The organism is Stenotrophomonas sp. SAU14A_NAIMI4_8, assembly GCF_003086695.1.
Classification (GTDB): domain Bacteria; phylum Pseudomonadota; class Gammaproteobacteria; order Xanthomonadales; family Xanthomonadaceae; genus Stenotrophomonas.
The window spans coordinates 1,477,247-1,492,055 of record NZ_CP025999.1 but is presented as its reverse complement, the minus strand read 5'-3'; the positions used below and the strand labels follow the sequence as shown (position 1 = coordinate 1,492,055).

General features: G+C 67.9%; 12 protein-coding genes. 9 read left to right on the top strand and 3 right to left on the bottom strand.

All coding sequences use genetic code 11. From position 1 onward, the window contains the following. Nucleotides 1-4: 4 nt before the first annotated feature. From dapD to map, 3 genes are read right to left on the bottom strand one after another with little or no spacing between them, the layout of a single operon-like run. Nucleotides 5-1,069, bottom strand: coding sequence for a 2,3,4,5-tetrahydropyridine-2,6-dicarboxylate N-succinyltransferase (dapD, locus tag C1930_RS06875; protein ID WP_108771379.1), 1,065 nt, complete (start codon nucleotides 1,067-1,069; stop codon nucleotides 5-7). Continuing rightward, nucleotides 1,069-3,696, bottom strand: a complete 2,628-nt coding sequence (locus C1930_RS06870) for a [protein-PII] uridylyltransferase (protein WP_108755777.1) — start codon at nucleotides 3,694-3,696, stop codon at nucleotides 1,069-1,071. Before C1930_RS06870 ends, dapD begins: the two co-directional genes overlap by 1 nt. 2 nt (nucleotides 3,697-3,698) lie before the next feature. Next, on the bottom strand, nucleotides 3,699-4,484 hold the full coding sequence (gene map / locus C1930_RS06865; RefSeq protein ID WP_199912412.1) for a type I methionyl aminopeptidase: 786 nt from the start codon (nucleotides 4,482-4,484) through the stop codon (nucleotides 3,699-3,701). Nucleotides 4,485-4,713: 229 nt separating this feature from the next. Here map and C1930_RS06860 point away from each other — a divergent pair, with 229 nt between their 5' ends. The 9 genes from C1930_RS06860 (at nucleotide 4,714) to frr (ending at nucleotide 14,806) form a co-directional block, all read left to right on the top strand. Then, nucleotides 4,714-5,241 (top strand): spore coat U domain-containing protein, encoded by a 528-nt coding sequence (locus tag C1930_RS06860; RefSeq protein WP_108752597.1) that lies wholly within the window; start codon nucleotides 4,714-4,716, stop codon nucleotides 5,239-5,241. Nucleotides 5,242-5,254: 13 nt separating this feature from the next. Continuing rightward, entirely contained in the window at nucleotides 5,255-5,992 is a 738-nt protein-coding gene (locus tag C1930_RS06855; RefSeq protein ID WP_108772552.1) for a molecular chaperone, read from the top strand. 25 nt (nucleotides 5,993-6,017) lie between these two features. After that, entirely contained in the window at nucleotides 6,018-8,348 is a 2,331-nt protein-coding gene (locus C1930_RS06850; RefSeq protein ID WP_108772551.1) for a fimbria/pilus outer membrane usher protein, read from the top strand. Further along, nucleotides 8,345-9,382, top strand: coding sequence for a spore coat U domain-containing protein (locus tag C1930_RS06845; protein ID WP_108772550.1), 1,038 nt, complete (start codon nucleotides 8,345-8,347; stop codon nucleotides 9,380-9,382). The genes C1930_RS06850 and C1930_RS06845 overlap by 4 nt, the downstream gene beginning before the upstream one ends. A 280-nt stretch (nucleotides 9,383-9,662) precedes the next feature. Continuing rightward, on the top strand, nucleotides 9,663-10,472 hold the full coding sequence (rpsB, locus tag C1930_RS06840; RefSeq protein ID WP_108749069.1) for a 30S ribosomal protein S2: 810 nt from the start codon (nucleotides 9,663-9,665) through the stop codon (nucleotides 10,470-10,472). Nucleotides 10,473-10,598: 126 nt separating this feature from the next. Further along, nucleotides 10,599-11,474 (top strand): translation elongation factor Ts, encoded by an 876-nt coding sequence (gene tsf / locus C1930_RS06835; RefSeq protein WP_108752595.1) that lies wholly within the window; start codon nucleotides 10,599-10,601, stop codon nucleotides 11,472-11,474. 292 nt (nucleotides 11,475-11,766) lie between these two features. Further along, nucleotides 11,767-13,305, top strand: a complete 1,539-nt coding sequence (locus C1930_RS06830; RefSeq protein WP_108752594.1) for a GGDEF domain-containing protein — start codon at nucleotides 11,767-11,769, stop codon at nucleotides 13,303-13,305. Nucleotides 13,306-13,425: 120 nt separating this feature from the next. Continuing rightward, entirely contained in the window at nucleotides 13,426-14,154 is a 729-nt protein-coding gene (pyrH, locus tag C1930_RS06825) for a UMP kinase (RefSeq protein WP_108749066.1), read from the top strand. A 97-nt stretch (nucleotides 14,155-14,251) separates the two neighbouring features. Beyond that, nucleotides 14,252-14,806, top strand: coding sequence for a ribosome recycling factor (frr, locus tag C1930_RS06820; protein ID WP_108749065.1), 555 nt, complete (start codon nucleotides 14,252-14,254; stop codon nucleotides 14,804-14,806). Nucleotides 14,807-14,809 lie beyond the last annotated feature (3 nt).

The following is a 14,809-nucleotide window of genomic DNA, read 5'->3' as shown; positions in this document are numbered from 1 at the left end:
CCGCTCAGTCGGCCAGGCCGCGCAGCAGATCGTTCACGCTGGTCTTGCTGCGGGTCTTGGCATCGACCTGCTTGACGATCACCGCGCAGTACAGCGAGTGGGTGCCGTCCTTGCTGGGCAGCGAACCGGACACCACCACGCTGTACGGCGGAATGTAGCCGTAGGTGATTTCGCCGGTGGCGCGGTTGTAGATGCGGGTGCTCTGGCTGAGGAACACGCCCATGCCGATCACGCTGTGGTGGCCGACCACCACGCCTTCCACCACTTCCGAACGCGCACCGATGAAGCAGTGGTCTTCGATGATGGTCGGGCTGGCCTGCAGCGGCTCCAGCACGCCGCCGATGCCGGCGCCGCCGGACAGGTGGCAGTGCTGGCCGATCTGCGCGCAGGAGCCTACGGTGGCCCAGGTATCAACCATGGTGCCTTCGCCCACGTAGGCGCCGATGTTGGTGAAGCTCGGCATCAGCACCACGTCCTTGCCGAAGTAGGTGCCGCGGCGGGCAATCGCACCGGGCACCACGCGCACGCCGGCGCGGCGGAACTTCGCTTCGTCATAGCCGGCAAAGCGCGATTCCACCTTGTCCCAGAACGGCGCCGGGCGCGCATCGACCACGGCCATGTCGTTCACGCGGAAGTACAGCAGCACGGCCTTCTTCAGCCATTCGTTGACCTTCCAGCCGCCCTGCCCGTCGGGCTCGGCCACGCGGAATTCGCCCGTTTCCAGGCCATCGATCACCCGGTTCACCAGCGGCCGGGTCGAGCCTTCCAGCTCGTGCAGGGTCAGCGTGGCGCGGCGCTCGAAGGCGCTCTCGATGCCGAACTTCAGTTCTTCCACGCCCGGCACCTGCGGCTTGCGCAGCGACTTGCGGGCGATGGTTTCGGCGCGTGCAACTTCGGCGCTCTTGGCCGGGGCCTTCTTCACCGCCGGCTTCTTTGCCGCCGGCGTTTTCACCGCCGCCTTCTTCGCCGGTGCAGCAGTTTTCCTGGCGGCCGTCGCGGCGGCAGCGGTTTTCTTCGGCGCTGCGGCCTTGGTGGTGGCGGCGGTCTTCTTGGCGGGCTTGGTGGCCATCAGGCGGTGTCTCCGGCGTTTCGATCAGGGTCCAGGCAGGCCAGCATCGCGTCATGCAGCTGCTGCCGGGCAGGTTCAGTCAGGGGGAGGTCGTGTTCGTCACTGATCACGAAGGTGTCTTCGGCGCGTTCGCCGAACGTGGCAATGCGTGCGTCATGCACACGCAGACCCTGGTTGCGCAGCACGAACGCCACGTCGGCCAGCAGGCCGGGGCGGTCGGGGGCAACCAGGGCGAAACGGGTGGCACCGGGTTCGTCGCGGAACTCGATGCGCGGGGCGAAACGGAAGTGGCGCAGCTGCCGCGGCACGGCCCGGCGCGAGGGGCGCAGGCGCGTCAGATCGCCGCCCAGCGCCTCGCGCAGTGCCACTTCCAGATTGGCGCTGCTGCCATCGGCAAAGCTGTCGGCCGGGCTGACTTCGAAGGTATCGAAGATGGTGTCGGACGGGCCGTCCAGCACGCGCGCGCGGTGGATGCCGTAGCCCTTGCGGTCCAGGGTCATCACGATGGCGGCGAACAGACCGTCGCGGTCGGGCGAGTGCACGAACACTTCCAGCGCGGGGTCATCGACGCTGATCCGGCGCACCTTCACCAGGGTGTGGCCCTGCTTGATCGGCACCAGCGCCGCCGCCTGCCAGGCCAGCTGTTCCGGACGCAGGCGCATGAAGCCTTCATCGGGCATCACCGCGAACTGGCGGTCGATGGTGGCATCGTCGTAGCCGCGCTCGCGCACCAGCGCGCGCACGCTGTCGCGCGCTTCGGCCACGCGCTCGGCGGCCGGCATCGGGTGTTCCAGGCCATCACGCAGCGCGCGCCGGGTGGCGAAGTAAAGATCGGCCAGCAGCCGGTCCTTCCACGCATTCCACAGCTTGGGACTGGTGCCGGCGATGTCGGCGCAGGTCAGCAGGTACAGGTAATCCAGACGGTCGCGGCTGCCCACCAGAGTGGCGAAGCGATGGATCACCACCGGATCGGCGATGTCCTGCTTCTGCGCGGTCACCGACATGCGCAGGTGCTGTTCCACCAGCCAGGCCACCAGTTCGGTATCGCTGCCGCTCAGCGCATGGGCATGGCAGAACGCGCGCGCATCGACCGCACCCAGTTCGGAATGGTCGCCGCCGCGGCCCTTGGCAATGTCGTGGAACAGGCCCGCCAGCAGCAGCAGTTCCGGCTTGCGCAGGCGCGGCCAGACTTCGTGGGCGATGGAAAAACGCTCGTCGGCGCGGCTGCTGGCAAACAGGCCGATGTTGCGCAGGACCATCAGCGTGTGCTGGTCGACGGTGTAGACATGGAACAGGTCGAACTGCATGCGCCCGCTGACCTGGGCGAAGGCCGGAATCCACTGCCCCAGCACGCCCAGCCGGGCCATGCGCGAAAGGGTTTCGACCGGCCGCTGGCCGCGCAGCAGGGCCATGAACTGTTCGCGTGCGTCGGCATCGGCCTGGTCGTAGGCCGGCAGCTGCGGCAGTGATTCGGCCAGCGCACGCGCGGTCAGCGAATGCAGGCCACGCACCTGCGGGTTGTTGGCCCACCCGGCAAACAGGGCGAACACCTGGCCGACATCGCCGCACGGCCAGTCGGCGTCGTTGGCGGCCAGATAGCCGCGGCGCAGGGAAAAACCAACGGTCAGCGGTTCCGGCTGCGCTTCGCCATCGAACTGTTCCTCGAAGCGCTGCAGCAGGCGGTCGCTGATACGCCGCACCACCGATGCGGCGCGGTAGAAGCCCTGCATCATCTTCTCGACGCCCAGGTTCTCGGCGTCGTCTTCGAAGCCCAGGCGCGCGGCGAGGGTCTTCTGGTAATCGAAGCGCAGGCGCTCTTCGGGGCGCCGCGCCACCAGGTGCAGGCCGAAGCGCAGGCGCGCCAGCACCGCGCGTTCGCGCTTCAGCGCAGCGGCTTCGTCGGCGCCCAGGTGGCCCAGGCCCACCAGCGCTTCCAGATCGCGCACGCCGAACGCGCGCAGCGCCATCCAACCCAGCGTGTTCAGATCGCGCAGGCCGCCGGGGCCGTCTTTCAGGTCCGGCTCCAGGTTGTCGGCGGTATCGCCGAAGCGCTCGTGGCGGCCGCGCAGTTCGTCCAGCTTGGCCAGGAAGAAGGCCCGCGCCGGCCACAGCTCGCGATCGTCAACGGCTGCACGCAGCGCGCGGCGCGCACCGTCGTCGGCCAGAATCGGGCGGGCCTCGATCAAGGCGGTCAGCACGGTCTGATCGGCGGCCGCTTCGCGGCACTGGGCGGCCGAACGCACGGCGTGGCTGACCGCCAGGCCGCAATCCCACAACAGGGCGAACAGCCGCGACAGCGCCGCTTCGTGCGCCATCTGCGCCGACGATTCACCGAACACCAGCAGATCGATATCCGAGCGCGGGAACAGTTCGCCGCGCCCGTAGCCGCCCACTGCAAAGAGGGACAGGCCGCTGTCGGCCGGCAGGCAGCGCTGCCAGGCCAGGCGGATCAGGTGATCGGCCGCGCGCGCGCGCAGCGCGATCAGGCGCTCGATGTTGTCGCCCTGGTCGAAGCGCCGGTACAGCCGCGCATCGGCCTGCTGCAGCGCCTGCCGTGCGGCAGACGCCCATTCGGGATCGTCAAGCGAATCGGCCGGCGCGTCCAGCAGTGAACCCGCCGGCAGCATGGTCAGGAGACCTGCGATTCGCCGGGCGACAGGGTCAGCACGTCCACGCCGGTCTCGGTGACCGCGATCATGTGCTCCCATTGCGCCGACAACTTGCGGTCCTTGGTCACCACGGTCCAGCCATCGGGCAGCACCTTGTTGTAGCGGGTGCCCTCGTTGATCATCGGCTCGATGGTGAAGGTCATGCCCGGCTGCAGCACCAGGCCCTGGCCCGGGCGGCCGTAATGCACCACCTGCGGTTCATCGTGGTAGACCTTGCCGATGCCATGGCCGCAGTACTCGCGCACCACGCTGAAACGCTCGCCTTCGGCATAGCTCTGGATGGCATGGCCAACATCGCCCAGGGTGGCCCCCGGACGCACGGCGCGGATGCCGCGCCACATGGCTTCGTAGGTGGCTTCCACCAGGCGGCGGGCCATCACCGACGGCGTACCGACGAAATACATGCGGCTGGTATCGCCGTGCCAGCCATCCTTGATGACGGTCACGTCGATGTTGATGATGTCGCCGTCCTTCAGCACCTTCCCTTCGCTGGGAATGCCGTGGCAGATGACATTGTTGACCGAGGTGCACACGGTCTTGGGGAAGCCGCGGTAGCCGACGTTGGCCGGAGTGGCGCCCTGCACGTTCACGATGTGGTCGTGGCAGATGCGGTCCAGTTCCTCGGTGGTGACACCGGGCTTGACGTGGGGGGTGACGATGTCGAGCACTTCGCTGGCCAGGCGGCCGGCGATGCGCATCATCTCGATTTCCTGCGGGGTTTTCAGATTCACGCTCATGGCACCCATTATCGCCGATCCAGCCGCAATCTGAACGAACGCCACCCAACTGAGGGTCTGGCCAATGCACGGTTCCGGCAAGGAATGTGAAAGCGTGATGCGCTTGGCCTTTTGCCACGCATTTTTCTCACGAAATACAGACACTTAGTGTTTTAACTCTGGGGACACTGACGTCAGCGCGGTGCCCCCGCACCGCCCTCGCCCTGTTCAACAGACCTTCGGGTCAGGGAGGTTGTCCATGCGATCCGCAGCCCGTTCCACCCTGCCATGGGCCTTGGCCCTGCTGCTGGCCGGCCCCGCCGCCGCCGCCGATACCACCACTTTCAACGTGACCCTCATCGTCACCAAGGCCTGCACCATCACCGCCGCCGCCGCCACCAACGTGGATTTCGGCACCGCCGCCTCCACCACGGCCACGCCGACCAACGGCCAGGGCACGGTCACCGCCCAGTGCTCGGCCCTGACCCCGTACACCATCTCGCTCAATGCCGGTGCCAACGCGGGCACCGCCAACGACGTCACCACCCGGCGGATGAAGAACACCGACGCCACGGTGACGGCCAACAACTACGTGGGCTACCAGCTCTACCGCGATGCGGCGCACACCCTGGTCTGGGGTGCCACGTCGGGCACCAATACCCAGGCCGGCATCGGCACCGGCCTGGCCCAGCCGTATACGGTCTATGGCCAGATCGGCAACCTGAGCACCAACAACGCCTCCGCCGGTAACTACCTGGATACCGTCACCGCCACGATCACCTACTGACGGGGTGGTGCCGATGAACCCGATCCGCCCGTGGTACGCCACCGGCGCGGCGCTGCTGCTCGCCCTTGCGCTGCTGGCGCCGGCCCGCGCCGCCACCAGCCTGCAGGTCGCTCCGACCACCCTGCAGCTGGATGCACGCCAGCGCGCCGGCGAACTGTGGCTGACCAACAGTGGCACCGCGCCGGTGAAACTGCAGGTGCGTGTGTTCCGCTGGGTGCAGCAGGACGGCCAGGAGCAGCTGCTGCCCACAGAGGACCTGCTGGCCACCCCGCCCATGCAGGAACTGGCCGCCGGCCAACAGCAGCTGGTGCGGGTGATGCGCCCGGACAACCTGCCGCCGGACGCGCCGCAGTACTTCCGCCTGATCGTGGACGAAGTGCCGGACCTGGCCCGTCGCGCCAGCGGCATGCAGTTCGTCCTGCGCTATTCCATTCCGGTGTTCATCCAGCCGCCTTCGCCTGGCCGCCTGAAGCCGCAGCTGCAGGCAAGGCTGGTACGCCTGGACGACGGCCGCGACGGGGTGGAAGTGCGCAACAGCGGCACGGCCCATGCGCAGATCGCCGATCTTGCACTGGGCAGCGCCGACCGCCCGCGCATCGTCCACCCGGGCCTGCTGGGCTATGTGCTGCCCGGCCAGGTGATGCGCTGGCCGCTGGAACGCACGGCGATCGACCGCGACAACGACCAGATTTCGGCCAAGCTCAATGGCGCGCCCAAGCAGACGCCCCTGCCCGCCACACCGGCTCGCTGAGGCGCTGGTGAGCGCACTGCTGGGCATGGCACTGGTTCCCACGGCCGCCTCGGCGGCCGACGTCTCCGGTGTTGCCGCCGATGCCCTGCTGCCGCCGCCCACGCCGCTTACCGCGCAGCAGACCCTGTACCTGGCGGTGGTGCTGAACAGCACGCCGCGCGGCCTGCTGCCCTTCACCGAAACCGGCGGGCGCCTGCAGGCCAGCCCCGAGGTGCTGCGCCAGCTCGGCTTCAGTGCGCCCGGGCAGGCACCGGTCTTCCTGGATCAGATCAGCGGCGTGGTGGTGCGCTATGACGCCCAGCAGCAGACCCTGGCCCTGGACGTGCCGCTGGAACAGCTGACCCTGCCCACCACCGTGCTCAGCCGCCCGCAGGCGCGCCCGGAAGTGAGCGCGGCCGCGCCGGGCGTGCTGCTGAATTACGACCTGTATGGCAGCCACGTGGATGGGCGCGGCAACCTGACCTTGACCTCGGAAACCCGGGTCTTCGGCATCGGCCGCGGCACGTTCGAGAACACCGCGGTGACCCGCCGCTACCAGCGCAGCGAAGACCGCCGCTGGCACAGTGAAAGCGTGCGCCTGGACACCCGCTGGACCCTGGATTTCCCCGACCAGGCGTTGAGCCTGGAGATAGGCGACTTCTACAGCGGCTTCGTCGACTGGTCCCGCCAGGTCCGCCTGGGCGGCCTGCAGATCGGCCGCAACTACGGCCTGCAGCCCTACCGCGTGCTCACCCCCACGCCATCGTTCCTGGGCCAGGCCGTGGTGCCGTCGAGCGTTGAGCTGTACGTGGATGGCCTGCGCCAGTACAGCGGGCAGGTGCCGGTGGGGCCGTTCCAGCTGGCGGCACAGCCGGGCATCAGCGGCAACGGCAGCGCCCAGGTGGTGCTGACCGATGCCTTCGGCCGCATGCAGACCCTGGATTTCAGCTTCTATGGCACCCAGCAGCTGCTGGCCAAGGGGCTGTCGGACTGGTCGCTGGGCGTGGGCCGGCTGCGCGAGAGCTTCGGCGAGGAATCCTTCGCCTATGACGACCGCACCGTGGCCAGTGCCAGCTGGCGCGGCGGCCTGAGCGACCGTTTCACCGGCGAGGCGCATGCCGAGGGCGGCGGCGGCCTGGCCCAGGCCGGCCTGGGCGGCTGGTGGCAGATCGGCCGCCTGGGCGTGGTCAACACCGCCTATGCGCGCAGCCGCTACCAGGGCCTGCGCGGTGGCCAATGGGCGGTGGGCTACAGCTGGAACAACCGGCGCTTCAACCTGAACCTGCGCAGCGTGCGCAGCCACGGCGACTACCGCGACCTGGGCGCGCTGCAGGGCAGCCTGCCGCCCAGCATCAGCGAACAGGCCACCGCCGGCATCGACCTGGTCCGGCTGGGCACCCTGAGCGCCAGCTACCTGCGGCTGCGCTACCCCGACGGCGACGACAACCGCTACGCCAGCCTGTTCTGGTCGCGCAGCTGGAGCCCGCGCTGGTCGGCCTACCTGTCGCTGAACCAGAACCTGGACCGCAGCAACGACCGCAGCGTGTATCTGTCCCTGACCGCCACCCTGGGCAACAACCGCCAGGCCAGCCTGTCCACCCAGCGCAACGGCGGCGCACAGGCCTGGGTGGCCGACATCACCCAACCGGTGCCGGGCGACGGCAGCGCTGGCGGCATGGGCTGGCGCGCACAGCTGCGGCAGGGCGATGACGGCCTGGGCGGCCTGGCCGAAGTGGGCGTGCTCAACAACGTCGGCCGCTACGCGCTGGGCGCCTCGCGCCAGAGCGGGCTGAATTTCGCCTACGGCAGCGCCAGCGGCAGCGTGGTCTGGATGGATGGCCACAGCTTCGCCACCCGCGAGGTGGCCGACGCGTTTGCGGTGGTCAGCACCAATGGCGTGGGCGGGGTGCCGGTGCGGCTGGAAAACCGCCTGATCGGGGTGACCGACGACCGTGGCCTGCTGCTGGTCAGCCCGCTGCTGTCGTGGCAGCGCAACCGGGTGTCGATCGATACGCTGGATCTGCCGCAGGACATGCGCGCCGACCGCATTGAAGACTGGGTGACGCCGCCACAGGGTGCCGGCACCGGGGTCACCTTCAACCTGCGCGCGCGCCCCTCCCTGCGGCTGACCCTGCAGGATGCGGCCGGGCAGCCGCTGGACGTGGGCAGCGAAGTGCAGTTGCCGGAAGGGCGCCAGGCCACGGTGGGCTACGACGGCCTGCTGTACCTGGAAGACGTGGCCGCCGGCAGCGTGCTGCAGGTCATTACCAACGAGGGCGCGTGCAGCGTGCGGATACCCGATGCGCCCAACGTGCAGGCCGCCGGCGCCACGCCGCGCCCCACGCCGTTGCGCTGCCTGCCGGGCGCGGCGCCATGAAGGGGCTGCTGGCGCTGCTGCTGATGGCCGCCAGCCTGTGCCTGGCCGCGCCGGCCCGGGCCACCGCCACCTGTACCGCCACGGCCAACCCCACCCTGCCCTTCAACAACGTCAACAGCGGCGCCGCCGCGCCCAGCACCGGCACGCTCAACATCACCGTGAACTGCACCACCGCCGCGCTGAGCCTGCTGGCCACCACCGGGGTGCGGGTCTGCGTGGGCATCGGCGCCGGCAGTGGCGGCGGCACCCCGGCCAGCGGGCGCACCATGACCACCAGCAGCGGCGACAGCCTGAACTTCCAGATCTACAACAACGCCAGCTACAGCCAGGCCACCGGCCTGCTGCCCCGTGGCACGCCGCCGGCGCAGGAACTGACCATGACCTACAACGTGCCGCTGCTGACCGGCGGCAGCGGCGCGCAGACCACCCAGCTGTTCGCGCAGATTCCGGCCAACCAGACCCTGGCATCGGGGAACTACAGCAGCAGCTTCAGTGGCGCCAACGTGGTGCTGACCTGGGCCTGGAACGAAGTGCTGCTGGGCACCGCCACCGTGCCGGCCACCTGCAACGGCGGCGCCACCGGCACCAACAGTGCCAGCGCTGCGTTCAGCTTCACTGCTACCGCCACGGTGCTGCCGCAGTGCGGCAGCTATGTCACCACGGCCATGAATTTCGGCAACGTCACCGGCAGCATCGCCGCCAATATCGACCAGACCGCCCGGCTGACCCTGACCTGCCTGAAGAACACCGCCTACCAGGTCAGCCTGGACAACGGCCAGAACAACCCCACCGGTACCAGTACCCGGCGCATGCGCACCACCGTGGCCGGCAGCAACTACTATCTGGGCTACGAGCTGTACCGCGATGCCGGCCGCAGCCAGCGCTGGGGCAACACCCTCACCGTGGATACCGTGGGCGGGGTCGGCACCGGCGCGGCCCAGCAGCTGACCATCTACGGGCGGGTGCCACCGGTGGCGGGCCAGCCGCCGGCCGGTACCTACAGCGATGTGATCAACGTGACCATCACCTACTGATCCCCGCCCGATCCCCGCCCGGCCGGGGCCATTTGCCCCGCGCCCCTGGATCTGGCTATAATCCTCCGGATGCCCTGCCGCCCCGTGCGCGGGACACCGTCCACACCGGACGTCACCGGTGAATCCACACCTGCTGCCCCCATCCGTGCCGGGGTGCTCCGCAAGGAGTTCGGCCACGGAGGCAACAGGGAAGCCCAACCCCGGAACCGATCGCGTTTCCACGCGTCCCGCACACTATTACCGCGGGCGGAAATGCAGGTTCCCCATCAGGAGTATTGCAATGCCCCAGGTCACCATGCGTCAGATGCTGGAAGCCGGCGTCCACTTCGGCCACCAGACCCGCTACTGGAACCCCAAGATGGCTCCGTACATCTTCGGCGCCCGCGGCAAGATCCACATCATCAACCTGGAAAAGACCGTCCCGCTGTTCAACGACGCGATGAACTTCATCTCGTCGGTGGCCCAGAAGCGCGGCACCGTCCTGTTCCTGGGCACCAAGCGCAGCGCCCGCGAAACCATCCGTGAAGAAGCCGAGCGTTGCGGCATGCCGTTCATGAACCAGCGTTGGCTGGGCGGCACCCTGACCAACTTCCGTACCGTCAAGCAGTCGGTTGCCCGCCTGAAGGAACTGGAAGCCGGTGAAACCGACGGCACCTTCGAGAAGCTGGTCAAGCACGAAGTGCTGGGCCTGCGTCGCGAGCGCGACAAGCTGGAAGCCTCGCTGGGCGGCATCAAGGACATGAACCGTCTGCCGGACGCCATCTTCGTGATCGACATCGGCCACGAAGACATCGCGATCAAGGAAGCCAAGAAGCTGGGCATTCCGGTCATCGCCGTGGTCGACACCAACTACAACCCGGAACTGGTGGACTACGCCATCCCGGGCAACGACGACGCCATCCGCGCTGTGCAGCTGTACGCCCGCGCCGCTGCCGACGCCGTGCTGGAAGGCAAGGCTGCTGCTCCGCACGCTGCTTCGGTGCGTGAAGAAGAGTTCGCCGACGCCGCTGCTGCTGAAGGCGAAGACAAGGCCGCCCGCCGCGCTCCGGCGAAGAAGGCTGCCAAGAAGGGCGACGACGCCCAGGCCTGATCCAGGCCCCGGGGTGGACGCCCGGCGTCCACCCTCCCTGCGCGCAGCCCTTGGCGCGTGACAGGACCGTGTCACACGGGCCGGCCACCATGCCGGCCCAACCCCTTTCTTTCGTGAGGAAATCCCGTGGAAATCACTGCTTCCCTGGTCAAGGAACTGCGCGAGCGCACCGGCGCCGGCATGATGGAATGCAAGAAGGCGCTGACCGAAGCCGGCGGCGACATCGACGCCGCTGCTGAAGCCCTGCGCAAGTCCGGCGCTGCCAAGGCCGACAAGAAGGCTGACCGCGTGGCTGCCGAAGGTCGTCTGGGCCTGGCCCAGGACGGCGGCAAGGCCGTGCTGGTCGAAGTCAACTCGGAAACCGACTTCGTCGCCAACGACATCAACTTCAAGAACTTCGTCGACGCCGTCGCTGCTGCCGCCCTGGCCGCTGGCGCCACCGACGTCGAAGCCGTGAAGGCTGCCAAGCTGGCCGACGGCCGCACCGTGGAAGAAGCCCGCGCCACCGCCGTGCAGACCCTGGGTGAAAACATCCAGATCCGCCGCCTGGTGAAGGTCGACACCACCGGCAACATCGGTGCCTACGTGCACACCAACGGCAAGGTCGGCGTGCTGGTCGACCTGATCGGCGGCGACGTCGAGCTGGCCCGTGGCCTGGCCATGCACGTGGCTGCGCTGAAGCCGCCGCACAACAAGGCTGCCGATGTTCCGGCCGACTTCGTTGAGAAGGAAAAGGAAATCGAACTGGCGAAGATGTCCGAAAAGGACAAGTCCAAGCCGGCCGACATCCTGGAAAAGATCATCAGCGGCAAGATCAACAAGATCGTCAGCGAAGTGACCCTGTACGGCCAGACCTACGTGCTGGGCGAAACCACCGTCGAGCAGGTGGTCAAGGCCGCCGGCGCCGACGTGGCGGGCTTCCAGCTGCTGATCGTGGGCGAAGGCATCGAGAAGGTGGTGGAAGACTACGCCGCCGAAGTTGCCAAGGCCATGCAGGTCTGATTCCAGCCCACCGGCTGTAGGCTGACCAGAAGGAGCCGCGGGAAACCGCGGCTCTTTTTTTGTGCCTGCGGCAGCTATGGCACGGTGGGTGCGCACCGTTGGTGCGCACTTCAATCAGCCCCCTCCCGGTGGGTGCGCACCGTTGGTGCGCACATCAGCCAGACTTTGCGTTATCACGCATTCAAGCCGATACTCGGCACAGGGGAATTCGCAGTCACATAGCAGGAACGAAAAACGCAAACTGTGATGCATTCCTAAGTATTCTTGTCCTAATGGAATTTGACGATCCGACATGCCTCCTGAGCTGACTGCTGCCCTGGCGCTGTGCCGCAACCTGCCTTCGCCCCCCGGTATTGCCCTGCGCATCATCGAACTGGCGCAGGACCCGGAAGCGGACATCGCCACCGCCGCCGACATCATCGCCATCGACATGGCGCTGAGTGCTCGCATGCTGCGCATTGCCAACTCGCCCCTGTACGCCAGCCGCCGCCGCATCGAGAACCTCGGCCAGGCGCTGACCATGCTGGGGTTGAACGCCACCATCAGCCTGGCGCTGGGCTTCACCGTCACCCAGGGCCTGACCGCTGGCGGCGGCGCCGACCACGACCTGCGCCAGCGCGCCTGGAAGCGCAGCATCCTCAGCGCCCTGGCCGCCAGCCAGCTGGGCCAGGCCCGCGGCCTGCGCCGGCTGGAAGAGCTGATGCTGGCCGGCCTGCTGCAGGACATGGGCGTGCTGTGCCTGGCCCAGGCCGAATCCGAACGCTACCTGCCCCTGCTGCGCGAAGCGCAGGACAACCCCGACCTGGTCGCACGCGAGCGCCAGGCACTGGGCTGCAGCCACGCCGACGTGGGCGCGTGGGTGGCCGAGGAATGGGGTCTGCCGCGCTACCTGGTGGACAGCATCCGCCACAGTGAAGATGCCGAAGCGGCGAGCACCCCGTTCCAGGCCTGCGTGCAGCTGTCCGGCGCGGTGGCCGATATCTGGCTGGACAGCGATGCCGACGCCGCGCGCGAACGCGCCCTGCACCAGGTGCACGACCAGCTGCAGCTGGACAGCGCACGCTTCGACCAGGTGCTGGCGCGCATGAGCGACGCCCTGCCCGACATCGCCAGCCTGTTTGAAACCGGCCTGAGCTCGCCGCAGCGCGTGCGCGAACTGATCGACCACGCACAGGAACTGACCACCCTGCGCAACCTGCGCGAGATGCAGGATGCCGAGCAGGCACGCCGCCGCGCCGACGAATTCGAGGCCCGGGCCAAGCGCCTGGCCGACCAGGCCCACCGCGACGCGCTGACCGGCGTGCTCAACCGCCGCCAGCTGGAAGCCGTGCTCGAGCAGGAATTCCTGCGCGCCGGCCGCCACGGCTGGCCACTGTCGGTGGCCTTCATCGACCTGGACGACTTCAAGAAGATCAACGACGCCCACGGCCACCTGACCGGCGACGAAGTGCTGCGTGCCTTCGCCGCCAAGCTGCAGGGCCAGCTGCGCAACAGCGACACGGTCGCCCGCTTCGGCGGCGAGGAGTTCGTGGCCCTGCTGCCCAACACCAGCGAAGCGATGGCCCTGGACGTGATCCGCCGGGTGCTGGCGAACATCGTGGCCACCCCGATGACCGAAGCCGAGAGCGGGCCCCTGTTCGTGACCTTCTCCGCCGGCGTGGCCACCCAGGGCGGCTACGAGCGCTTTGCCACCGTGCAGGACCTGCTGCGCGCGGCCGATGACGTGCTGTACCGCTCCAAGAACCTGGGCCGCAACCGGGTCATCGCCCGCTCGCCTGGCGAACTGGGGCATGATGAGCTGTCGGCGACTGCAGGCCTCGAGCTTGGCTGAATGGATCCCCTGGCCCGGGCCGGGGGATCACGCCAAATCGCGCCGCAGCGCACAAAACGCTTTGGCCGCGCGCTGCATGCGCGTAGAATCGCCCGCGATTTCCACGCACCCGAGGTCCTCATGTCCAAGCTCGCCTATCGCCGCATCCTTCTGAAACTGTCCGGGGAGGCGCTGATGGGAGATGAGGACTACGGCATCGACCCGAAGATCATCAACCGCCTGGCCCGTGAAGTCATCGAGGCCCAGCAGGCCGGTGCCGAAGTGGCCCTGGTGATCGGCGGCGGCAACATCTTCCGTGGCGCCGGCCTGGCCGCAGGCGGCATGGACCGCGTCACCGGTGACCAGATGGGCATGCTGGCCACGGTCATCAACGCCCTGGCCATGCAGGACGCGCTGGAAAAGCTGGGCGCCAAGGCCCGCGTGATGAGCGCCATCAAGATCAACGACGTGTGCGAGGACTACATCCGTCGCCGCGCCATCCGCCACCTGGAAAAGGGCCGTCTGGTGATCTTCGCCGCCGGCGTCGGCAGCCCGTTCTTCACCACCGATTCGGGTGCTGCCCTGCGCGCCATCGAGATCGGCGCCGACCTGCTGCTGAAGGCAACCAAGGTGGATGGCGTGTACGACAAGGACCCGAACAAGTACAGCGACGCGGTGCGCTTTGACAGCCTGAGCTACGACGAAGTGATCCGTCGCGGCCTGGAAGTGATGGATACCGCCGCCTTCGCCCTGGCCCGCGACAGCGACCTGCCGATGCGCGTGTTCGACATGGGCCAGCCGGGCGAACTGCTGAAGATCCTCAACGGCGCCAACATCGGCACCCTGGTGCAGGGCCGCGACCCGGCCTGAGCCTGAGCGGCAACCGGGCCCCGGGCCGATCCAGGCCCGGCAGCGTCCCGTATTCGCCTATAATCGCCCGATTCCAGTTACATCCAGGACCCGGGCGATGCTCAACGACATCAAGAACAACGCGCAGACGCGCATGGCCAAGAGCATCGACGCTCTGAAGCACACCCTCACCTCCATCCGCACCGGCCGCGCCACGCCGGCGCTGCTGGACCGCGTGACGGTCAATGCCTACGGCAATGCCAGCACCCCGCTGAACCAGGTCGCGTCCATTTCCAATGCCGACGCCCACTCCCTGCTGGTCACGCCCTTCGACAAGAGCATGATCAAGGAGATCGAGAAGGGCCTGTACAACGCCGAGTTCACCCCGAACACCCTGGGCACCGCGATCCGCATCAACATGCCGCCGCCGACCGAAGAGCGTCGCAAGGAACTGGCCAAGCAGGTGCAGAAGGAAGGCGAAGGCGCCAAGATCGCCATCCGCAATATCCGCCAGGATGCGAACAAGGAAATCGCCAAGCTGGTCAAGGACAAGGCGATCAGCGAAGACGAAAAGAAGCGCGGCGAAGACGACATCCAGAAGCTGACCGACAGCAACATCAAGGATGTCGACAAAGTCGTGGCCGACAAGGAAAAGGAACTGCTGTCGGTCTGAAGT

Excerpts from the sequence above, each read along its gene's own strand:
- dapD (WP_108771379.1), bottom strand. The coding sequence starts at position 1,069 with ATGGCCACCAAGCCCGCCAAGAAGACCGCCGCCACCACCAAGGCCGCA.
- C1930_RS06870 (WP_108755777.1), bottom strand. The coding sequence starts at position 3,696 with ATGCTGCCGGCGGGTTCACTGCTGGACGCGCCGGCCGATTCGCTTGAC.
- map (WP_199912412.1), bottom strand. The coding sequence starts at position 4,484 with ATGGGTGCCATGAGCGTGAATCTGAAAACCCCGCAGGAAATCGAGATG.
- C1930_RS06860 (WP_108752597.1), top strand. The coding sequence starts at position 4,714 with ATGCGATCCGCAGCCCGTTCCACCCTGCCATGGGCCTTGGCCCTGCTG.
- C1930_RS06855 (WP_108772552.1), top strand. The coding sequence starts at position 5,255 with ATGAACCCGATCCGCCCGTGGTACGCCACCGGCGCGGCGCTGCTGCTC.
- C1930_RS06850 (WP_108772551.1), top strand. The coding sequence starts at position 6,018 with ATGGCACTGGTTCCCACGGCCGCCTCGGCGGCCGACGTCTCCGGTGTT.
- C1930_RS06845 (WP_108772550.1), top strand. The coding sequence starts at position 8,345 with ATGAAGGGGCTGCTGGCGCTGCTGCTGATGGCCGCCAGCCTGTGCCTG.
- rpsB (WP_108749069.1), top strand. The coding sequence starts at position 9,663 with ATGCCCCAGGTCACCATGCGTCAGATGCTGGAAGCCGGCGTCCACTTC.
- C1930_RS06830 (WP_108752594.1), top strand. The coding sequence starts at position 11,767 with ATGCCTCCTGAGCTGACTGCTGCCCTGGCGCTGTGCCGCAACCTGCCT.
- pyrH (WP_108749066.1), top strand. The coding sequence starts at position 13,426 with ATGTCCAAGCTCGCCTATCGCCGCATCCTTCTGAAACTGTCCGGGGAG.
- frr (WP_108749065.1), top strand. The coding sequence starts at position 14,252 with ATGCTCAACGACATCAAGAACAACGCGCAGACGCGCATGGCCAAGAGC.